Annotated in this window: 21 protein-coding genes and 3 pseudogenes; 8 read left to right on the forward strand and 16 right to left on the reverse strand. The window is 55.7% G+C overall.

Annotated features, from left to right (window positions below):
* The first annotated feature begins 195 nt into the window (after positions 1-195).
* Positions 196-1,174, forward strand: a pseudogene (locus AC6I8M_RS16280) (aminopeptidase).
* A gap of 61 nt (positions 1,175-1,235) precedes the next feature.
* On the opposite strand, the gene AC6I8M_RS16285 reads toward AC6I8M_RS16280, so the two are convergent.
* From AC6I8M_RS16285 to cysJ, 3 genes are read right to left on the reverse strand one after another with little or no spacing between them, the layout of a single operon-like run.
* Positions 1,236-1,970 carry a phosphoadenylyl-sulfate reductase gene (locus tag AC6I8M_RS16285; protein WP_010616088.1) on the reverse strand — a complete coding sequence of 245 codons (735 nt, stop codon included), beginning with the start codon at positions 1,968-1,970 and terminating at the stop codon, positions 1,236-1,238.
* The gene (gene cysI, locus AC6I8M_RS16290; protein WP_010616087.1) at positions 1,967-3,691 is read right to left on the reverse strand and encodes an assimilatory sulfite reductase (NADPH) hemoprotein subunit; all 1,725 of its coding nucleotides are present in this window, start codon (positions 3,689-3,691) and stop codon (positions 1,967-1,969) included. The genes AC6I8M_RS16285 and cysI overlap by 4 nt, the downstream gene beginning before the upstream one ends.
* Complete coding sequence (gene cysJ, locus AC6I8M_RS16295; RefSeq protein WP_010616086.1) at positions 3,691-5,493, reverse strand: NADPH-dependent assimilatory sulfite reductase flavoprotein subunit; 1,803 nt, start codon at positions 5,491-5,493, stop codon at positions 3,691-3,693. The genes cysI and cysJ overlap by 1 nt, the downstream gene beginning before the upstream one ends.
* A 293-nt stretch (positions 5,494-5,786) precedes the next feature.
* Between cysJ and queD the strand changes: the two genes are divergently transcribed.
* Positions 5,787-6,149, forward strand: coding sequence for a 6-carboxytetrahydropterin synthase QueD (gene queD / locus AC6I8M_RS16300; RefSeq protein WP_195910884.1), 363 nt, complete (start codon positions 5,787-5,789; stop codon positions 6,147-6,149).
* A gap of 271 nt (positions 6,150-6,420) precedes the next feature.
* On the forward strand, positions 6,421-7,305 hold the full coding sequence (locus AC6I8M_RS16305) for an IS110 family RNA-guided transposase (RefSeq protein ID WP_498013404.1): 885 nt from the start codon (positions 6,421-6,423) through the stop codon (positions 7,303-7,305).
* 216 nt (positions 7,306-7,521) lie between these two features.
* Here the strand turns inward: AC6I8M_RS16305 and AC6I8M_RS16310 are convergent, their stop codons facing one another.
* A complete protein-coding gene (locus AC6I8M_RS16310) occupies positions 7,522-8,112 on the reverse strand; it encodes a recombinase family protein (RefSeq protein ID WP_022548474.1) in 591 nt (196 codons plus the stop codon).
* Between the two features lie 185 nt (positions 8,113-8,297).
* Here AC6I8M_RS16310 and AC6I8M_RS16315 point away from each other — a divergent pair, with 185 nt between their 5' ends.
* Entirely contained in the window at positions 8,298-8,870 is a 573-nt protein-coding gene (locus tag AC6I8M_RS16315) for a hypothetical protein (RefSeq protein ID WP_498013493.1), read from the forward strand.
* On the opposite strand, the gene AC6I8M_RS16320 is transcribed toward AC6I8M_RS16315, so the two are convergent.
* Together AC6I8M_RS16320 and AC6I8M_RS16325 are read right to left on the reverse strand one after the other, a co-directional pair.
* Entirely contained in the window at positions 8,777-9,286 is a 510-nt protein-coding gene (locus tag AC6I8M_RS16320; RefSeq protein ID WP_022548508.1) for a tail fiber assembly protein, read from the reverse strand. The two genes, AC6I8M_RS16315 and AC6I8M_RS16320, sit on opposite strands and share 94 nt — an antisense overlap.
* Positions 9,287-9,288: 2 nt before the next feature.
* Positions 9,289-9,864 (reverse strand): tail fiber protein, encoded by a 576-nt coding sequence (locus AC6I8M_RS16325; protein WP_498013827.1) that lies wholly within the window; start codon positions 9,862-9,864, stop codon positions 9,289-9,291.
* 178 nt (positions 9,865-10,042) lie between these two features.
* Between AC6I8M_RS16325 and AC6I8M_RS16330 the strand changes: the two genes are divergently transcribed.
* Together AC6I8M_RS16330 and AC6I8M_RS16335 are read left to right on the forward strand one after the other, a co-directional pair.
* Positions 10,043-10,633 (forward strand): recombinase family protein, encoded by a 591-nt coding sequence (locus AC6I8M_RS16330; protein WP_498013507.1) that lies wholly within the window; start codon positions 10,043-10,045, stop codon positions 10,631-10,633.
* 21 nt (positions 10,634-10,654) lie between these two features.
* Positions 10,655-11,185 carry an aldo/keto reductase gene (locus tag AC6I8M_RS16335; protein ID WP_498013508.1) on the forward strand — a complete coding sequence of 177 codons (531 nt, stop codon included), beginning with the start codon at positions 10,655-10,657 and terminating at the stop codon, positions 11,183-11,185.
* Between the two features lie 128 nt (positions 11,186-11,313).
* On the opposite strand, the gene pgpA is transcribed toward AC6I8M_RS16335, so the two are convergent.
* The 6 genes from pgpA to nrdR form a co-directional block, all read right to left on the reverse strand.
* Positions 11,314-11,805, reverse strand: a complete 492-nt coding sequence (gene pgpA, locus AC6I8M_RS16340; protein ID WP_010618354.1) for a phosphatidylglycerophosphatase A — start codon at positions 11,803-11,805, stop codon at positions 11,314-11,316.
* A complete protein-coding gene (gene thiL, locus AC6I8M_RS16345; RefSeq protein ID WP_010618353.1) occupies positions 11,792-12,769 on the reverse strand; it encodes a thiamine-phosphate kinase in 978 nt (325 codons plus the stop codon). The genes pgpA and thiL overlap by 14 nt, the downstream gene beginning before the upstream one ends.
* Positions 12,770-12,815: 46 nt before the next feature.
* The gene (nusB, locus tag AC6I8M_RS16350; RefSeq protein WP_010618352.1) at positions 12,816-13,235 is read right to left on the reverse strand and encodes a transcription antitermination factor NusB; all 420 of its coding nucleotides are present in this window, start codon (positions 13,233-13,235) and stop codon (positions 12,816-12,818) included.
* 19 nt (positions 13,236-13,254) lie between these two features.
* Positions 13,255-13,725, reverse strand: coding sequence for a 6,7-dimethyl-8-ribityllumazine synthase (gene ribH, locus AC6I8M_RS16355; protein WP_010618351.1), 471 nt, complete (start codon positions 13,723-13,725; stop codon positions 13,255-13,257).
* A 93-nt stretch (positions 13,726-13,818) separates the two neighbouring features.
* A complete protein-coding gene (gene ribD / locus AC6I8M_RS16360) occupies positions 13,819-14,922 on the reverse strand; it encodes a bifunctional diaminohydroxyphosphoribosylaminopyrimidine deaminase/5-amino-6-(5-phosphoribosylamino)uracil reductase RibD (protein WP_010618350.1) in 1,104 nt (367 codons plus the stop codon).
* Positions 14,923-14,925: 3 nt separating this feature from the next.
* Positions 14,926-15,375 (reverse strand): transcriptional regulator NrdR, encoded by a 450-nt coding sequence (gene nrdR / locus AC6I8M_RS16365; RefSeq protein WP_010618349.1) that lies wholly within the window; start codon positions 15,373-15,375, stop codon positions 14,926-14,928.
* Positions 15,376-15,546: 171 nt separating this feature from the next.
* Between nrdR and lysM the strand changes: the two are divergent.
* Together lysM and AC6I8M_RS16375 are read left to right on the forward strand one after the other, a co-directional pair.
* Positions 15,547-15,964 (forward strand): annotated as a pseudogene (lysM, locus tag AC6I8M_RS16370) (peptidoglycan-binding protein LysM).
* A gap of 36 nt (positions 15,965-16,000) precedes the next feature.
* Positions 16,001-16,540, forward strand: a pseudogene (locus AC6I8M_RS16375) (SadB/YajI family lipoprotein).
* Between the two features lie 63 nt (positions 16,541-16,603).
* Here AC6I8M_RS16375 and secF read toward each other — a convergent pair.
* From secF to tgt, 4 genes are read right to left on the reverse strand one after another with little or no spacing between them, the layout of a single operon-like run.
* A complete protein-coding gene (gene secF, locus AC6I8M_RS16380; RefSeq protein ID WP_010618348.1) occupies positions 16,604-17,572 on the reverse strand; it encodes a protein translocase subunit SecF in 969 nt (322 codons plus the stop codon).
* A 10-nt stretch (positions 17,573-17,582) separates the two neighbouring features.
* Positions 17,583-19,430, reverse strand: a complete 1,848-nt coding sequence (gene secD / locus AC6I8M_RS16385) for a protein translocase subunit SecD (RefSeq protein ID WP_010618347.1) — start codon at positions 19,428-19,430, stop codon at positions 17,583-17,585.
* 25 nt (positions 19,431-19,455) lie between these two features.
* The gene (gene yajC, locus AC6I8M_RS16390) at positions 19,456-19,788 is read right to left on the reverse strand and encodes a preprotein translocase subunit YajC (RefSeq protein ID WP_010618346.1); all 333 of its coding nucleotides are present in this window, start codon (positions 19,786-19,788) and stop codon (positions 19,456-19,458) included.
* Positions 19,789-19,813: 25 nt separating this feature from the next.
* Positions 19,814-20,938, reverse strand: coding sequence for a tRNA guanosine(34) transglycosylase Tgt (tgt, locus tag AC6I8M_RS16395; protein WP_010618345.1), 1,125 nt, complete (start codon positions 20,936-20,938; stop codon positions 19,814-19,816).
* Positions 20,939-20,945 lie beyond the last annotated feature (7 nt).

Genomic DNA, 20,945 nt, shown 5'->3' on the forward strand with positions numbered 1-20,945 from the left:
TGGCAGATGAAATTACGAATTAGCATGAGTAGTTACCAAATGGAATAACGCACCGGGATTGCTGATAACAATTTGTGCTTAACAAATGATATTGCTGGTGTTTCGGAGCGATACAAATTGTGCAGGCGGCGTCACAGTTTCATACTAACTCAGAATTTTTTTACCCTGACGGGATGTCAGAAAAGGACAACCACTATGTTTGCCACTCTCCGCCGCAGCGTGCTGGCAGCACTGATTGCCGGCGGTTTGCCTCTTTTGGCGCAGGCTGCAGCGATCGCACCTAGCCACTTCGCCGAACAGCAGCTGCGTTACATCGCCACTTATTTCCCGGGCCGCATGAGCGGCAGCCCCGCCGAGCTGATGACGGCAGATTATCTGCAGCAGCAGTTCAGCCAGCTCGGTTATCAGAGTAATACCCGGTAGTTTAACACCAGCTATAACTGGCTGGAGAAACAGGGCATCACGCGCCGGCAGCGTGCCGCAGGAGATTCTGATCGTCACCCATCTGGATACCTAGACGCCGCTCAGCCAGCACGAGGCAGATAATAATCTCGGCGGCCTGCGTTTGCAGGGCGTGGACGATAACGCTTCCGGGCTGGGCGTGATGCTGGAGCTGGCGCAGGCGCTGAGTCAAACGCCGCTGCGCTATGGCGTGCGCTTTGTGGCGCTGAGCGCAGGCGAAGCCGGTTTACACGGTATGGAAGATTATCTGGCGCGCATGAGCGTACAGGAGAAGAAAGATACGCTGCTGGTGATCGATCTGAATAGCCTGATCGTTGGCGATCGCCTCTACTTTAATAACGGCATGAATACGCCAGCGGCGGTACGCAAGCAGACCAGCGCGCGCGCCCTGCAGATTGCGCACCGTTACGGCATCACGGCCGCCAGCCACGTGCTGACCGCACGCGATTACCCGGGCGTTAATCCGTTTGATAACGCCGGGATTCCGCTGCTGGACGTCACCGCGGCCAACTGGGCGCTGGGCAATAAAGCCGGTGAGCAGCAGCGCGCCCGCTCACCGCATTTTCCGGATGGCACGGTGCGCCACCAGACCGGGCGCGATAATCTGACTTACATCGACCATTGGCTGCCGGGGCGCATCCATCAGCGCACGCGCGACAGCGTACGCATTTTGCAGCCGCTGCTGACGGAGCTGGCTAATCCGACGTTGTGAGATCTCAACATGCGGGTTTTTGCGGGTGCGCACCCATGCGCACTCGCAGCGATTGCGCCCGTCAGCCTTCGTGTAACCCGCACTCGCGTTTGAGGCCGAAAAAGCGCGTCTCTTCTTCGGCCATCCCCGGCTCCCACTTGCGCGTGGTGTGCGTGTCGCCCACGGAGAGGTAACCTTCGTCCCACAGCGGATGGTACTTCAGCCCATGCTGCTTCAGATACTGGTGCACCTGACGGTTGTCCCAGTCGATGATCGGCAGGATTTTGAACACGCCACGCTGCACTGCCAGTACCGGCAGACTGGCACGGCTGCCAGACTGATCGCGGCGCAGGCCGGCAAACCAGGTCTGCGCACCCAGCGTTTGCAGCGCCCGGTTCATCGGTTCGACTTTGTTAAGCTGATTGAACTGCTCGATCCCTTCAACGCCCTGCTCCCACAGTTTGCCGTAGCGCGCTTCCTGCCACGCCGGTGAAGTTTCGGCGCGGAAGATCTGCAGATTCAGCTTCAGCTGCTGCGTCAGCTCATCAATGAAGCGGTAGGTCTCAGGGAACAGATAACCGGTATCGGTGAGGATCACCGGAATATCCGGGCGCTGCTGCGTGACCATGTGCAACAGCACCGCCGCCTGAATACCAAAACTCGACGACAGCACAAAGGCGCCCGGCAGCTGCTCCAGTGCCCAGCTGACGCGCTGTTCAGCAGAGAGCTTTTCCAGCTGGACGTTGCTTTCCGCCAGCGCCATGATGCGATCGACTTTGCTGCCGCTGTTCAGGCTGGCGAGATCGGGTAATGTCATACTGCCTCCGGGTCCCAGAAATCACGGGCGGGATCGACCACCGGCTTCACAATGCCCGCGCGAATAACGAAGTCACCAAATCCTTCATCCGCCGTGCGCTCGCTGGCCCAGCGCGCCACCAGCTCATCGATGCTGGCGAGGATTTCGATTTCCGTGATGTTTTCGCGGTACATGCGCGGGATGCGCGTGCCGATGCGATTACCACCAATATGCAGGTTGTAACGGCCCGGCGCTTTGCCCACTAGGCCCAGTTCGGCCAGCATGGCACGGCCGCAACCGTTCGGACAACCGGTAACGCGTAACACTATGTGCTCTTCGCCGACGCCGTGGCGGTGCATGATCTCCTCCACTTTGCTGACGAAGGACGGCAGGAAGCGTTCGGCTTCAGCCATCGCCAGCGGACAGGTCGGGAAGGCCACGCAGGCCATTGAGTTTTCACGCTGCGGCGTGACCGCTTCCATCAGGCTGTGCTCACGCGCAATGGCTTCAATCTGCGCTTTCTGCTTCTCAGGTACGCCGGCCACAATCAGGTTCTGATTGGCGGTCAGGCGGAAATCGCCCTGATGCACTTTGGCAATCTCCGCAATACCGCGCTTCAGCGGACGGCCCGGATAATCCAGCAGGCGACCGTTTTCGATAAACAGCGTCAGGTGCCATTTCTTGTCGATGCCCTTCACCCAGCCGATGCGATCGCCACGGGTGGTAAATTCGTACGGGCGAATCGGCTCGAAGGTCAGGCCGGCACGCTTCTCGACTTCGGCTTTAAAGGTCTCGACGCCGACGCGCTCCAGCGTGTATTTGGTTTTGGCATTTTTACGATCGGTACGGTTACCCCAGTCGCGCTGCGTGGTGACCACCGCCGCAGCCACATCGAGGATCTTCTCCACCGGCAGGTAGCCAAACTCGCTGGCGGTGCGCGCATAGGTGGCTTTGTTGCCGTGCTCAATCGATAAACCGCCGCCGACCAGCAGGTTAAAGCCAATCAGTTTGCCGTTCTCCGCAATGGCGATGAAGTTCAGATCGTTCGCATGCAGGTCGACATCGTTATGCGGCGGCACCACCACGGTAGTTTTAAACTTACGTGGCAGATAGATCTCACTAAGGATCGGCTCTTGATCGGTGGTGGCGACCTTCTCCTGATCCCACCAGATCTCGGCGTAGGCGCGCGTCTGCGGCAGCAGATGCTCGGAAAGCTTCTTCGCCCACTCGTACGCTTCCTGATGCAGCTCTGACTCCACCGGGTTCGAGGTACACAGCACGTTACGGTTGACGTCGTTGGCGGTGGCCAGCGCGTCCAGTCCGACTTCATGCAGCATCTGGTGAGTTGGCTTGACGTTCTTCTTCAGAATGCCGTGAAACTGGAACGTCTGACGGTTAGTCAGGCGAATGCTGCCATACAGCGTTTTGTCGGTGGCAAATTTATCAATCGCCAGCCACTTCGTTGGCGTGATAATGCCGCCCGGCAGACGGCAGCGCAGCATCATCGCATGACGCGGTTCCAGCTTCTGCGCGGCGCGCTCGGCGCGGATGTCGCGGTCATCCTGCTGGTACATGCCGTGAAAACGGATCAGCAGGAAGTTATCGCCGGTAAAGCCGCCGGTCAGGCCATTGTCGAGATCTTCTAAAATGGTGCCGCGCAGGTAGTTGCTCTGCTTTTTCAGACGCTCGGCGTCGGAAAGTTTGCCTTCAACCACCAGCGGTCCAGGATGTTTTTCGCTCATTAGTAAACGTCTCGCTGATAACGGCGCTCAATGCGCAGCTCACTTAAAAATTCGTCAGCGGTTTCACGATCCATGCCGCCGTGTTCGACCACCACATCCAGTAATGCCTGTTCAACGTCTTTCGCCATGCGATTGGCGTCGCCGCAGACGTACAGGTGCGCACCCTCTTCAATCCAGCGCCACACTTCCGCCCCTCTGGCACGGATTTTATCCTGTACGTAAATCTTTTCGGCCTGATCGCGTGACCACGCCAGATCGATATGGGTCAGCAGACCATCTTTAACGTATTTCTGCCACTCTACCTGATAGAGAAAATCTTCGGTGAAGTGCGGGTTACCAAAGAACAGCCAGTTTTTGCCGCTGGCACCGTCGTTTTCACGCTGCTGCATGAAGGCGCGGAACGGGGCAATGCCGGTACCCGGGCCGATCATGATCACCGGCGCATCCGGGTTGGTCGGCAGGCGGAAATTATCGTTATGTTCGATAAACACGCGGATTTCGCCATCTTCTTCCAAGCGATCAGCCAGCCAGGTGGAAGCGCCGCCGCCGCGCTGACGGCCGTCAATTTCATAACGCACCGCGCCGACGGTGATATGCACTTCGGTTTCGCTCTCCGCCTGCGACGAGGCGATGGAGTAAAGCCGCGGCGTCAGCGGACGCAGCAGGCCAGTCAGCTGTCCGGCGTTCAGTTCGGTGGGCGCTTGGCGCACCATGTCGACAATCGGGAAACTCTGCGCGAAGCTTTGCAGCTTCGGCTTGTCGCCCGCCAGCGCCAGCAGCGCCTCGTTGCGCGACAGGGCCGCATACTGTTCGACGATCTGCGGCGTGTTGACCGTCAGCTCAAAATGTTTCTGCAGCGCCTCAGCCAGCGACAGAGTTTCTCCCCATACCTCGACCTGCTCATCCCCTTTCAGCCATACCAGCTGCAGCAGCTCCTGCACCAGTTCCGCATCGTTTTCATACCATACGCCGAGCGCATCGCCTGGCTGGTAACGCAGACCGGAATCCCCCAGATCGATTTCGATATGGCGCACGTCTTTATCTGAGTTGCGACCGGTAATTTTCTGGTTCAGGGCAAAGCTGGCGGTGAGCGGCGCTTCTTTGGTGTAAGGACTGCTGTCCACCAGATTAACACTGCCAGCCGCGCTGGCTGCCAGCTGCGCTGCCGGTTCCGCCGGCACACGCGCTTTGAGAATATCGGTGAGCTGCAGACGCCAGGCGCTGGCCAGCTCGCTGTATTCAACATCGGCATCCACGCGATCCAGCAGGCGTTCGCCGCCCAGTTCGGCCAGACGCTGGTCGAAGTCTTTACCGGCCTGACTGAAAAATTCATAGGAGGTATCGCCAAGACCAAACACGGCAAAGGCGGTATCACTCAGCTTCGGCGCTTTCTTCGACAGCAGGAATTTATGCAGCGCTACCGCCTCTTCCGGCGGTTCGCCCTCGCCCTGCGTTGAGGTCACGATGACCAGCAGTTTTTCCTGACCGATCTGTTTGAATTTGTAGTCGCCGGCATTCACTAGGTTGACGCTCAGTTTCGCAGCCAGCAAATCGTCACGCAGCTGCTCGGCCAGCCGGCGCGCATTGCCGGTTTGGGAGGCGGAGATCAGCGTAATGCCCGGCACCTCAGCGGCGACTGGCGCGGGCGCGGCAACGGTGCCCGGTGCCTGATTAACCATGCCCCAGAAGTAGCCAGAGAGCCATGCCAGCTGCGTTGGATTGAAATCGGTGGTCGCGGCCTGTAAGCGCGCAATTTGCTCTGGGGATAGCGGAAGCATCGCTGGGGGTGCCTGAGTCGTCATCGCGTTAAAAATTCCAGTGTCAGAAATCCGTACCGGGAAGCGGCGGAAGAGTGGGTAGGTTACCGTCCTGTATATTAACGATTAAATAAGGCTTCGACACAATAAATAACCAAAATGACTAAGTGGTTTTTTGGGTCAGCCTAACCAGTAAAAGTGGTAAATAAAGTTGTCGTAATTCAATCAGTTAATTTACTGCGTAAACGGCAGATCAGCAGAAATGCCCTTTTCAGCGCTGGCGGGTGCGAAAAATCTGCTTTTCAGGTAGACTTCAGCGGTTTTTACGTCTGAGAGCCATTATGTCTACCACGCTGTTTAAAGAGTTCCAGTTTGAAGCGGCCCACCGCTTACCTCACGTGCCGGAAGGGCATAAATGCGGTCGTCTGCACGGCCATTCATTTCTGGTGCGACTGGAAATTACCGGTGAAGTGGATGCGCATACCGGTTGGGTAATGGATTTTGCCGAACTGAAGGCGGCGTTCAGGCCGATCTACGATCGCCTCGATCACCATTATCTCAACGATATTCCCGGCCTGGAGAGCCCGACCAGCGAAGTGCTGGCGAAATGGATCTGGGATGAGATGAAGCCGATTCTGCCTGAGCTGAGTGCGGTGATGATCAAAGAGACCTGCACCACAGGCTGCGTCTATCGCGGCTGACAGCAGCGGTAAAGGTCAGAAGGTCGCCATGAATGGCGACCCTTATATCCCGATCATTCTCCTCCGGGTATGATGATCCCCGACTGATCATCGGGAAGTTGCTGGTGAGATGGGGGCGACCCCTGGGCATAAAGCCTGCTTTGTGGATTCATCCCCGGCAACTTAACTCCCGCCTTCAAGACCGGACGGTATCCTGTGCCCCGAGCACGCATCCATAAGGATGGTCATGGCGGTTTCCCTGTGCTGTTAAGGAGAATCTATACAAACCCGTATGCCTGTCGGCATTGATATTGCCTCCGGAAAGTTTGATGTGGCCGTCTGGAAAGGCGACACGTCTTACAAAACCAAAGTCTTTCCCAACACCCCTAAGGGCTTTATCGCCCTGAAAAAATGGCTGGAGCCGTTCGGCTGCTGCCATATCTGCATGGAGGCTACCGGCGCGTACAGTGAGCCGCTGGCCACCTTCCTGCACGACGAAGGCTATGATGTCAGCGTGGAAAATCCTGCGCGCATCAGGCGCTTCGGGCAGGCCGAGCTGAGCCGGAATAAGACGGATAAAGACGATGCGCGCATGATAGCGCGCTACTGTAAACTGCACGGCCCATCGCTGTGGCAGCCGGCGCCGCTGAATGAACGCAGGCTGAAAGCGCTGGTGAAGCGCCTGACGAATCTTCAGGAAATGCGGCAGATGGAAGAGAACCGGCTGGAGGTATCGGATGCGGTGGTGCAGCCCTCAATCCGCGTGGTCATTGCGGCGCTGGATGCGCAGATAGACGAAACGAAGCGGGCAATAAACGACCATATTGACAATGACCCGGGCCTTAAAAAGAACAGGGAACTGCTGGAGTCCATCCCGGGCGTGCTGGGCAGCACGATGCTGGCGTATATGGGGGACATGTCGAGGTTCAGCAGCAGCAAGGCTCTTGTGGCGTGGGTGGGGCTGAATCCGATGCGGCAGGAGTCCGGTGAGTGGAAGGGCAAAAGCAGGATATCGAAGATGGGCAACAGCGCGATGCGCAAGGCCCTGTACATGCCAGCGATAGTGGCGATGAAGTGGAATCCGGCGGTAAGTTTGCTGAAGAAGCTGCTGCAGCTGGCTTATGGTGTGCTGAAGTCGGGTCGTCCGTTCGATGCCGAAATATGTCTTGCCAGGTAACCGGCAAGACGGTATCTACAGGTTGATGGCACGGTTTATGTTGGGTGCGCATTCATGCGCACCGCTTAAATTACCGCTTTATCTTCTCCCGCATCGCCATCCATCAGGGTGAACGCAGGCAACGTTACCGGTGATGCGGCGTGCGATATTTGAAGCCAAAACGTGCGATAAATGACAGGCTACTTTTGTTTCCATCAGTGCAACGAAATTACACTGTCATTTTTCATCAAAGCCATTTTGGCCTGTTCGAGCATTCCGGTTAACTGGACAATATTTGTAGATGCTGGCCAATGAAACATCATACAGTAATGCAAGCTGTTTTCTGCTATGACCATTCGCCAATAATTTTTGAGCTTCCTGTTGCTGTGCAAAAGATAGCGACTGAGGTCTGCCGCCAATACGTCCTCTGCTTCTCGCTGCAGCTAAACCAGCCTGAGTACGTTCAACAATCAGTTCGCGCTCCATTTGTGCTAACGCGCTCATCACATGAAAGAAAAAACGGCCTGCGGACGTAGAGGTATCAATGGCATCCGTCAAACTATGAAAATGAATACCTTCATCTTCCAGATTGGATATTAAAGTAATCAAATGTTTAATGCTGCGACCCAGCCTGTCGAGCTTCCAGACCACCAGAGTATCCCCCGATTTCAGGCAGTTTAACGCGCGTTTTAATCCGGGTCTCTGGTCTGTTTTTCCACTGATTTTATCCTCAAAAATCTGTTCGCAATTTGCACAAATCAAGGATTTTTGCTGTAAATCGGTGTTTTGGTCATTTTTTGACACCCTCATATAGCCAATTTTTGCCATTTTAGCCCCTAATCCTCCCTCCGAAAGCCTTGTCATCGCTGGTTTTGGGCAAAATATTAGCTAAATTCCCGATTTAAGAAAACCTTGGTTTAACGGAAACGGTAGATTGTGCAAAAAATGCACTGGATAAACGGACTGGCGGAACGGTCAATGGCGACATTCTTTCACAGGGTGGCCAAATCGGAATGAAGGGGGATAACAGTAAGCCTTTTATTCTCGCGAATGCTGATGGCAACGTGCGCGCCTATATCTGGAAAGATAAGGGCGGTGATGGAATACACATCAATAACGGTATTGACGGCGGCGGCGATTATATTTTTCATAAAGATGGCGGTTTTCGTGCCCCTTCTTCCGTATATGCCGGAGCCGCAAGGATAGCCTCTGACGGCAATATCTACGGTAGCATGTGGGGCAATCAGTGGCTGGACGCTTACCTGGAAAAGACCTTCCAGCCTAAAGGGGCCTACGGCAAAGCGAATACCGCGAAAATGGAAGTCAACGGATGGTGGAAATGCGGGGACACGGGGTTGATTATCCAGTGGGCAAGATATGGAAAAGATAAAAGGGAAGGAACCTATGATTTCCCGTTGCCCATGAAATTTCCCAGCGCGGGATTGTTCTGTATCGGCTATGTTGCTTCTGCGATAAATTTTCATGCAGATCGTCAATCACAGTCAGCCCATCTGGTCGATAACGGGATCGTCAGGGTGACGGTGGATAACAGCCTTGAAACCGTGGTTCTGGCGATTGGTTTCTGAAGGAGGTCTGGCCAGTCGATATCCGTGGCTGCGCTGAGATCGATACGATTAAGCAGCACGCGGTATTTTTTCCAGGACAGCAGTAACGCTTTTTCGGCATCCGTTGCCATATCGAGGTCTACGGCGTCCTGAAGAGGTGCAATGGCGGCGGTAGCAATCTGCATCAGCGAGGATTTTCGCTTCTCTGCTGCTGATATCAGATCTTCTTTTGTTGGTGGTGGTATATCTCCCCATGCTGGAAAACCATCCGTACCAACTATACGCTGCTTACCTTTGGGAGACAGATTGCCTGCAAATTCCAGCCAGACATCATCACCGACTTCAACGGTATCTTTGGGAAAGCTGCCTGCCCTGATATAGTCCTGTTTTAATTCTTCAGGGAAAAAAGCATTTTCACCCGGACTGTAGTAATACATGATTAATATCCTATTGCTATCCTGGCTGTAGCCAGGTTGTAGTCAGTTGTAACCTTGATATGCGCCTTATCGACTAATCCGGCAGAGTGTGAACATAGATCTTCACCCATCCCTATAGCTTCAGCAACCCAGCCCAGCGCCCACAGACCTTCATTTGGAAACGGAAGGGGCAGCGGAAGGATTTTCCTGTCAAAGTTTTCGCTATCAGTTTTACCCCACTGGATAATCAATCCCGTGTCCCCGCATTTAAACCATCCATTGACCCCGAGCTTCGCTGTATTCGCTTTGCCGTAGGCCCCTTTGGGCTGGAAGGTCTTTTTCAGGTAAGCGTCCAGCCACTGATTGCCCCACATGCTACCGTAGATATTGCCGTCAGAGGCTATCCTTGCGGCTCCGGCATATATGGAAGAAGGGGCACGAAAACCGCCATCTTTATGAAAAATATAATCGCCGCCGCCGTCATTGCCATTGTTTAGCCGAACGCCATCACCGCCCTTGTCTTTGTAGAGCCACATGCGAACGCTATCATCCTGATTATGAATACCCAGATGCTTGCGGCCATCCCCCTTCAGGGTGATCTGGCCCCCTGTGACATAATGTCACCATTGACCGTTCCGCCAGTCCGTTTATCCAGTGCATTTTTTGCACAATCTACCGTTTCCGTTAAACCAAGGTTTTCTTAAATCGGGAATTTAGCTAATATTTTGCCCAAAACCAGCGATGACAAGGCTTTCGGAGGGAGGATTAGGGGCTAAAATGGCAAAAATTGGCTATATGAGGGTGTCAAAAAATGACCAAAACACCGATTTACAGCAAAAATCCTTGATTTGTGCAAATTGCGAACAGATTTTTGAGGATAAAATCAGTGGAAAAACAGACCAGAGACCCGGATTAAAACGCGCGTTAAACTGCCTGAAATCGGGGGATACTCTGGTGGTCTGGAAGCTCGACAGGCTGGGTCGCAGCATTAAACATTTGATTACTTTAATATCCAATCTGGAAGATGAAGGTATTCATTTTCATAGTTTGACGGATGCCATTGATACCTCTACGTCCGCAGGCCGTTTTTTCTTTCATGTGATGAGCGCGTTAGCACAAATGGAGCGCGAACTGATTGTTGAACGTACTCAGGCTGGTTTAGCTGCAGCGAGAAGCAGAGGACGTATTGGCGGCAGACCTCAGTCGCTATCTTTTGCACAGCAACAGGAAGCTCAAAAATTATTGGCGAATGGTCATAGCAGAAAACAGCTTGCATTACTGTATGATGTTTCATTGACCAGCATCTACAAATATTGTCCAGTTAACCGGAATGCTCGAACAGGCCAAAATGGCTTTGATGAAAAATGACAGTGTAATTTCGTTGCACTGATGGAAACAAAAGTAGCCTGCCATTTATCGCACGTTTTGGCTTCAAATATCGCACGCCGCATCATACAGCAGCAGAATGGCTGGGCGCGTTTTGTCAGTATGCAGGATCAGTACAACCTGATTCAGCGCGAAGAAGAGAAGGAGGTGCATCCGCTGTGCCAGCTCGAAGGCATCGCGGTGCTGCCGTGGAGCCCGCTGGCACGCGGTAAGCTGACGCGTCCGGGGGGAGAAACCACTGCGCGTTCGGTGTCGGATAACGTAATGGAAAAACTCTATACCGGCACCGAAGAGAATGACGCGGCAATTGCTGAACGGCTGGCAACGGTGGCTGCGGACAAAGGCGTGACGCGCGCGCAGGTGGCGCTGGCATGGCTGCTGCATAAGCCGGTGGTTACCGCGCCGATTATTGGTGCCTCGCGCGAGCAGCAGTTTGCCGAGCTGGTGAAAGCCGTAGACGTGGAGCTGAGTTCAACCGATATCGCCGAGCTGGAGAGCGTCTACCAACCGCATCCGGTGGTGGGATTCGAGTAAGTGTTTAACCAGGCCGCCTTTAGGACGACCTGATTGAACAGGCAACCCATGTATGGCGACTCTGGCTGTGGGCAACGCATTCCTGACGACGTTTTCTGTAGGGTGCGCATTCATGCGCACCTGGCGCATTAAAGCACCAGCCCCAACCCATACAAAATCGCCGCTGAAATGACCCCGGCGATAATGTCATCGACCATAATACCCATGCCGCCATGCACGTTACGGTCGAACCAGCGAATCGGCCACGGCTTCCACATGTCGAAAATACGGAAAATCACAAAGCCGGCCAGCGCCCATTGCCAGCTCATCGCCGGTATCGCCATCAGCGTAATCCACATGCCGATGAACTCATCCCACACGATGCTGCCATGGTCGTGCACGCCCATATCACGCGCGGTGCGGTGACACAGGTAGACACCCACACTGATGCCAATCAGCACCAGCAGCGAATACAGCTGCAGCGGCAGCAGCGTCATCAGCCACCAGAAGGGAATGGCGGCAATTGAACCGGCGGTGCCGGGCATAATCAGGCTCAGGCCGCTGCCAAAACCGGTCGCCAGCAGGTGCCACGGATTGGCCATGCGCAGACGGCTTTTGGCCACATCTTTATTTAGCGTCAAAGTGATCAAATCCCTTGTGATGGAAACTGCGCGGCTTGCCGTTCTCCAGCAGCGTCAGCCCTTCTGCTTCCGGCGCGATCTGGCCGATGCAGGTATACGCCACGCCAAGATGCCCCAGCGCCACATCCAGCGCACCACGATTGACTTCCGGCACGGTAAAGCACAGCTCATAATCCTCACCCCCGCTCAGCGCCCAGCGCAGCATCTGCTCAGGCTTGAAGTGATCGCGCAACGCGGCCGACAGCGGCAGCGCATCCAGATTGATGCGGGCACCAACGCGGCTGGCGGTGAGAATATGGCCGAGATCGGAGATCAGGCCATCGGACAGATCGATGGCTGACGTCGCCAGATTGCGCAGCGCCTGGCCCTGCAGCACGCGCGGCATCGGGCGCAGATGGCGCTTGATCAGCACTTCATGCACCGCCAGATCGTTCAGGCGGTGATGGTGCTGCAGCAGCGACAGGCCGGCAGCGCTGTCGCCCAGCGTGCCGGTGACAAAAATCCAGTCACCCGGTTTGGCCCCGGCGCGCTTCAGCGCACGGCCCGCCGGCACCAGGCCATGAATGCCCAGCGTCAGGCTGAGCGGCCCGCGCGTGGTATCGCCGCCGATCAGCTGCATATCGTAGTAATCCAGCAGCTCAAACAGGCTGTCGCTGAACGCCGCCAGCCAGGGCTCATCCACTTCGGGCATGGTTAACGCCAGCGTTAACCATGCCGGATCGGCGCCCATCGCAGCCAGGTCGCTCAAGTTAACCGCCAGCGCTTTGTAGCCGAGATCGGCCGGATGGATATCACGTAAGAAATGCACGCCCGCCACCAGCGTATCGGTGCTGATGGCCAGCGTCTGTTTTTCCGGCACGTTAAGTAACGCGCAGTCGTCACCAATTCCCTTCTCCACATCGCGGCGGGAGCTGGTGACGCGGTTAAAATAACGTGCGATCAGTTCGAATTCACCACAGGACATAAGTCAGGTCTCAATGAAAAAAGGCCGGTGAGCCGGCCTTTTGCACTTATTTTTTGTTCGGTCGAATTTGCGGAGCGGCTTTATCCAGCACGCCGTTGACAAATTTGTGGCTGTCTTCAGCACCAAACACTTTGGCCAGTTCGATACCTTCGTTGATCGCCACTTTGTACGGCACATCGTCACGCTTGCTCAGTTCATAGAGCGAAATGCGCAGGATGGCTTTTTCTAACTGGCCCAGCTCTTCCAGCTGGCGCGACAGGTAAGGCTTCATAAGGCCGTCTAGGAACGCGCTGTTGGTCGCCACACCGGCCAGCAGTTCGCGGAAATAGCTAATATCGACGTCTTTGACGTCTTGTTCCGCCAGAAACTGGTATTCCACATCGGCAATGTCGTTGTTAGACAACTGCCAGGAGTAAAGCGCCTGGACAGCGCACTCACGGGCGCGACGACGAGCAGCAGGTTTCACAAAATTCCCCTTACAAAAATCAGGCTTTGATGGCTTTCAATACGTTAATCATTTCAAGTGCGGTCAGGGCCGCTTCGGCGCCTTTGTTACCCGCTTTGGTGCCGGCGCGTTCAATTGCCTGCTCGATGTTTTCGGTGGTCAGGACGCCGAAGGTCACCGGAATCTCGCTGTTCATCGCTATGTGAGCGATGCCGGAGCTGGCTTCACCCGCCACGTATTCGAAGTGAGCGGTACCGCCACGGATCACCGTGCCCAGCGCGACGATCGCCTCGTGCTTACCGGTTTTCGCCAGAGCGCGTGCCGCCAGCGGCAGCTCATAAGCGCCCGGAACCCAGACCACGGTGATGTTTTCCGCTTTGACCTGGCCAATACGCTTCAGCGCGTCAACTGCACCGTCCAGCAGGCTGTCATTGATGAAATTGTTAAAACGCGCGATTACGATGGCAATATTGGCATCAGGCGTGGCAACAGCAGCTTCGATAACTTTCATACATATCCTTTGGGTGTTTGTTTTATGGCCCCGCAGAAGGGGGCGGATTTTATCATACTCTTCGGCAACGCGCTCAGGCTTTTCCGTGCATGCTCAGCGTGGTGTCAGAATTAGCCGTAAATCGTCGCCGACCTGACGCACGTCGCTAAAATTCAGCGCTGGCGCATCGGCCAGCGTTTCCAGTCCCGGCAGCGCACACAGGCCGCGCGCGGCGTTACCCAGTAGTTTCGGGACCAGATAAACGATCAGTTCATCCACCAGCCCGGCCTGCAGCAGCGCACCGGCCAGACCGGCACCGGCCTCGACCCACACGCTGTTGATCTGACGCTGACAGAGCAGCATCATCATCGCCACCAGATCGAGCTGCTCACCGCGCGGCGGCACCTCAATCTGGCTCACGCCCGACGGCCAGCTTTGTGCATCAGCCTCCGTGCGCATCAGCCAAGTTTCGCCGGGCTGGGCGATCAAACGATGCTGTGGCGTCACGCGCTGCTGGCTGTCGATCACCACTCGCACCGGCTGACGCAGCTGGCTCTCATCCAGCTGCTGGCGCACGGTCTCACTCAGTTCATTCCAGCGTACCGTCAGCGACGGATTGTCCGCCAGCACGGTGGCGCTGGTGGTAAGGATAGCTGAACTGCGGGCACGTAAACGTTGCACATCACGCCTTGCCGCTGCGGAAGTGATCCACTGGCTTTCGCCGCTGGCCATGGCGGTACGGCCATCCAGCGAGGCACCAAGTTTGAGCTGAATCCACGGAAAACTGGTACGCATGCGTTTGAGAAAACCGCGATTGAGCGCTTCCGCTTCGTTCATCATCAGGCCGTGACTCACTTCGATGCCGGCCTGCTGTAAACGATACAAGCCGCGCCCGGCCACCTGCGGATTAGGATCCTGCATCGCCGCGACCACCCGGCTGACGCCCGCAGCAATCAGCGCATCGCAGCACGGCGGAGTCCGACCGTGATGGCTGCAGGGTTCCAGCGTGACATACGCGGTCGCACCGCATGCGTGGTCACCGGCCATGCGCAGCGCGTGCACTTCCGCGTGCGGTTCACCGGCGCGCTGATGCCAGCCTTCGCCAACGATCTCGCCGTCGCGCACGATAACGCAGCCGACGTTAGGATTCGGGGTGGTGGTATATTGTCCGCGCCGCGCCAGTTCCAGCGCGCGCGCCATGTAGTGCGCATCGGTCATGGATTAATCCTGTAAGCGGGCGATCTCTTCGCCAAAATCACGAATATCTTCAAAACTGCGGTACACCGATGCGAAGCGAATATAAGCGACTTTATCCAGCTTCTTCAGCTCTTCCATCACCAGGTTACCAATCAGCTTGCTGGGAATTTCACGTTCGCCGGTGGCGCGCAGCTGGGTTTTGATGTTATTGACCGCGTTGTCGACGGCATCCGCCCTCACCGGACGCTTCTCCAGCGCCTTCATCATGCCGCTGGCCAGCTTATCTTCGTTAAAGGGTTCGCGCACGTCGTTGCTTTTCACCACGCGCGGCATTACCAGCTCGGCCACTTCAAAGGTGGTAAAACGCTCATGGCATACCAAGCACTGGCGGCGGCGGCGCACTGAGGAGCCCTCACTAACCAGACGTGAATCAATCACTTTGGTGTCCACAGCGGAGCAGAATGGGCAATGCATGACGTTTCCTGTCGCGAGAATTGGGGGCAGATAGTGTAGCGCGTTCCCGGTTGCAACAAAATACAGGGCGCAGAATCGCCACCTGGCTCACAGCGACGCCTGACGGTTACAGCAAACCGTGAAAAGTTACTAAGCTTAGAGAGCCAATCCGGCTTAATGACAGGAGGATATATGGGTTTATTCAATTTCGTCAAAGAAGCGGGTGAAAAACTGTGGGATGCAGTGTCAGGCGGCGATGACCAGAGCAAAAAGCTACAGGAGCACATTAATCAACTCGGCCTGCCCGACAGCGATAAAGTGAAAGTCGATGTCCAGGGCGATACCGTGAAGGTCAGCGGTGAATAATATCTCGCAGGAGTTGAAAGAGAAGATTCTGGTGGCGGCGGGTAACGTGGCCGGCATCACCAAAGTGGAAGATAACGTCACCACCAGTGACAGCGCCACGCAGGCCGAATTCTACACGGTGAAAAAAGGCGATACCCTGAGCGCTATCTCGAAGCAGGTGTACGGCACGCCGAACGAATACAACAAGATCTTTGAAGCGAACAAGCCAATGCTGACGCATCCTGATAAGATCTATCCCGGCTAGGTTTTACGTATCCCTAAATAACCGGAAGGACATTGCATGACGTTCAGGATGATTTGGGTACCAGCAGCGCTTGCTGCGCTGGTGCTCAGTGGTTGCCCCCCCCCCCGCTTCACCTAAGGTCAAAGCGCTGCATCAGGAAGTGAGCCAGCTCAACCAGCAGATGCGTAAACTGACCAGTCAGGCCAGCGCGCTGGAGATTCAGGGGCAGCTCAACAGCCAGTTGACGCAGGGCGCATGGTTACTCCCGCAGGCGAATACGCCGGTAGAGCTGCAGACGCAGCTGGGGAAGCCAGCGGCAGCCGCGCTAACCTGAATATCCGTTCAACCGATGATAAGCCGGTGCCGGCACTCATCGCCCGCGTGGTATGGTGCGAAATGGATCCCGCCAGCGGCAAGCCGCTGAACGCCGACAGCCTGAGCCAGACCATTACCGTGCCCGCCAGTCTGATGCCGCGCAGTTCGGTCAGCGTACCGCTGCGACTCAGCGGGCTGGCGCCGGGTCAGCTCGGTTACGTGCGTGTGCATGATGTGCAGGCGGTGACGGACGCCAGCGGCACGGTCGTTGCAGGCCAGTAATTCTGGCGTCAGGCATAAAAAACGGGCTGCACTCAGGCAGCTCGTTTCATTTCTCCAGCACAATTACGGCAGAATCGAAGGCTGATCGGCGCCCTCTTTCCCCACTTTCTGCACCAGCATGTGTTCACGCTTCATGCCCAGCTTCAGCGCCAGCGCGGACGACACGTAGATCGACGAAATGGTACCGATGGTGACACCGATCAGCATGGTCAGCGAGAAGCCTTTCAGCAGAGCGCCACCAAAGATGAACAGGATCAGGATCATCGCCAGCGTGGTGATTGAGGTGATCAACGTACGGCTCAGCGTCTGGGTCAGCGACACGTTAGTAATGTCGTAAGAAGAACCGCGACGGATTTTGCGGAAGTTCTCACGAATACGGTCGGAAACCACGATCTTATCGTTGAGCGAGTAACCAATCACCGACATCAGCGACGCCACAATCGTCAAATCGATCTCGATGTGGAACAGCGACAGAATGCCGCAGGTGATGATCACGTCGTGCGCCAGCGCCAGCACGGTGCCCAGCGCCAGACGCCACTCAAAGCGAAAGCCGATGTAGATCAGAATCGCAATCAGCGCCGACAGCAGCGCCATCGCCCCGGCCTGCGCCAGATCGCTGCCCACGCTCGGGCCCACGAACTCAATCCGCTTCACGGTCGCGTTCTGCTGCGTAGTCTGATTGATCGAGGCAACCACTTTGTTGCCCAGCACTTGGCCTGCATTGCCGGTGGTCGGTGGCATACGCACCATCACATCACGGCTGCTGCCAAAGTTCTGTACCAGCGGCTCCTCAAAGCCTGCCTTCACCAGCCCGTCACGCAACGCATCCAGATCCGCCGGCTTCTTAAGGTTGATCTCAATCACCGTCCCGCCGGTAAAATCGAGCCCCCAGTTAAAGCCGCGCACACCGATAATGGCGATGGACGCCACAATCAGCAGGCCGAAGATGATAAAGGCCAGCGTGTCCCAGCGCATAAAGTCGACGACTTTACGCCCATGGTTCAGCTGTTCAATACTATATTCCTGTGCCACAACGCACTCCTCAGATAGACAGCTTATTGATGCGTTTGCCGCTGTACACTAGGTTAACGATGGCACGGGTGCCGACGATAGCGGTGAACATGGAAGTCGCGATACCGATAGCCGTGGTGATCGCAAACCCCTTGATCGAGCCGGTACTGACCGCATAAAGAATGATAACTTTAATCAGCGTGGTGACGTTGGCGTCGACGATACTGGAGAAGGCGCCTTTATAGCCTTCATGAATCGCCTGCTGTACCGAGCGTCCGTTACGCAGTTCTTCTTTTATACGTTCGTTAATCAACACGTTAGCATCCACCGCGACCGCCAGCGTCAGCACGATACCGGCAATGCCCGGCATGGTGAGCGTTGCGCCCGGTAACAGTGACATGATGCCGACAATCAGCACCAGGTTGCACAGCAGTGCGCTGGTCGCAATCAGACCAAACTTCTTATAGAACACCACCATAAAGATAATGGAGGCGATCAGACCGCACAGACAGGCTTCGAGGCCCTGCGTGATGTTCTGCTGGCCCATGGTTGGACCGATGGTCCGTTCTTCCACAATCTGGATTGGCGCAATCAGCGCACCGGCACGCAGCAGCAGCGACAGCTGACGCGCTTCGTTCGGGTTGCTGATACCGGTAATACGGAAGCTGTTGCCGAGGCGTGACTGAATGTTCGCCACGTTAATCACTTCTTCCTGCTTCACCAGAATCGCACGACCGTTCGCATCTTTCTTACCGCTGTCCTTGTACTCCACAAACAGGGTCGCCATCGGCTTGCCGATGTTGTCCTTGGTGAAGTTGGACATGATGTTACCGCCGGCGCCATCAAGCGAGATATTCACCTGCGGCTGGTTGTACTCATCCATGCTGGACGTCGAGTCGGTGATGTGGTCACCGGTGAGAATCACGCGCTTGTACAGTACCACCGGCTGACCTTCACGCGTCTTTTTCACTTCCGAGTCACCCGGCACGCGGCCGCTGGCGGCTGCGCTCGGATCCACCGAGGTGTTGACCAAGCGGAACTCCAGCGTTGCGGTAGCACCCAGAATCTCTTTGGCACGCGCGGTATCCTGAATACCCGGCAGCTCAACCACGATGCGGTCAGCGCCCTGACGCTGTACCAGCGGCTCAGCCACACCCAGCTGGTTCACACGGTTACGCAGGATGTTGATGTTCTGCTGCACCGCATATTCGCGCGCTTCGCTCAGACGCGCATCGATCATCATCGCACGCAGCGTGTCGCTGCCAGCGCTGGTGATCACCAGGTCGCGATGGCGCGGCGTCAGGTAGCTGATGGCCGCATCACGGCTGGCGCCGTCGCGGAAGCGTATTTCGGTGCCGTAGTTAGCGATTTTGCTAACGTTGGTGTAAGGGATATTTTTTTCGCGCAGATCGCTGCGCAGGCCATCAGCATTCTGCTCCTGCAGCTTGCCGAGGGCAGTATCCATGTCGACTTCCATCAGGAAGTGCACGCCGCCGCGCAGATCGAGGCCGAGTTTCATCGGTTCAGCGGCCAGCATGGTCAACCAGCGCGGTGTGGCAGGGGCCAAGTTGAGAGCCACGACGAAATCTTCGCCCAGCGCATTGGTGATGGCTTCACGCGCGCGCAGCTGAATATCCGTATTAGCGAAACGGGCCAAGATGGCACCATTTTCCAGCGCGAGGGATTTGCTCTGGATATTATCTTGTTTTAATACGGTCTGGATCTGATCCAACGTTTGCTCACTGGCGGCGCCACCGCGCGCACCAGTGATCTGAACGGCCGGATCCTCACCATAGAGGTTAGGAAGCGCATAAAGCAGGCCGACGAGAATCACGACGACCAGCATGATGTACTTCCACAAAGGATAACGGTTTAACACGGCAGTTCCCTTCGGGAAGAATAAATTACAGCGCCTTCATTGTACCTTTCGGCAGAACGGCGGCTACGAAATCACGTTTAATCACTACTTCAGTGGTGTCGTTCAGGGCGATAGCGATGTAGCCGGTTTCAGCCATTTTCGTTACGCGGCCCACCAAGCCACCGTTGGTCAGCACTTCATCACCTTTGGAGATGGAATCCATCAGCTTTTTGTGATCTTTGGCGCGCTTCTGCTGTGGACGCAGGATCATGAAGTAGAAAATCAGACCAAAAACCACCAGCATGATCACCAGAGAATACGGACTTCCCTGAGACGGAGCGCCAGCTGCGGCCGCGGCGTCAGAAATGAAAAAGCTCATTAAATTTCCCTCATTGATAGAATTATCAGACGTTTAACGGTGGAACCGCTTTGCCCGTCCGTTGGTAGAACTCGCTAACAAAGTGCTCTAATTTACCCTCTTCGATGGCCTGGCGTAAACCCGCCATCAGACGCTGGTAATAGCGCAGATTGTGGATGGTGTTCAGACGTGCGCCCAGTATTTCGTTACAGCGATCAAGATGATGCAAGTAGGCACGCGTGTAATTGCGACAGGTGTAACAATCACACTCCGCATCCAGCGGCGCGGTGTCATCTTTGTATTTCGCATTGCGGATTTTCACCACGCCATTGGTGACGAACAGATGGCCATTGCGCGCGTTACGCGTTGGCATGACGCAGTCAAACATATCGATACCGCGGCGAACGCCTTCCACCAGATCTTCCGGTTTGCCGACGCCCATCAAATAACGCGGTTTGTCTTGCGGAATTTGCGGACAGACGTGTTCCAGGATGCGGTGCATGTCCTCTTTCGGTTCACCCACCGCCAAACCGCCCACAGCGTACCCATCAAAGCCAATCTCTACCAGACCTTTAACCGAGACATCACGTAAATCTTCGTAAACCCCGCCCTGAATAATGCCAAACAGCGCATTTTTGTTACCGAGCGCGTCAAAGCGGTCGCGGCTGCGCTGTGCCCAGCGTAGTGACATCTCCATCGACCGTTTAGCGTAATCCCAGTCCGCCGGATACGGCGTACATTCGTCGAAGATCATCACAATGTCGGAGCCGAGATCGAACTGAATCTCCATCGATTTTTCCGGGTCGAGAAAAATCGGATCGCCGTTGATGGGGTTGCGGAAATGCACTCCGGCTTCGGTGATTTTACGGATATCGCCGAGGCTGAACATTTGGAAGCCGCCGGAGTCGGTCAGAATCGGTCCCTGCCAGTGCATGAAATCGTGCAGGTCGCCGTGCAGTTTCATGATCTCCTGCCCCGGGCGTAGCCACAGGTGGAAGGTGTTACCCAGCAGGATCTGCGCGCTGGTCTCTTTCACTTCTTCCGGCGTCATGCCTTTGACCGTGCCGTAGGTGCCGACCGGCATAAACGCCGGGGTTTCCACGACGCCGCGATCAAAGACCAGACGGCCACGGCGCGCGCGCCCGTCCGTGGTATCTAATTCAAATTTCACATTGACC

This window comes from Type-A symbiont of Plautia stali (genome assembly GCF_059731155.1).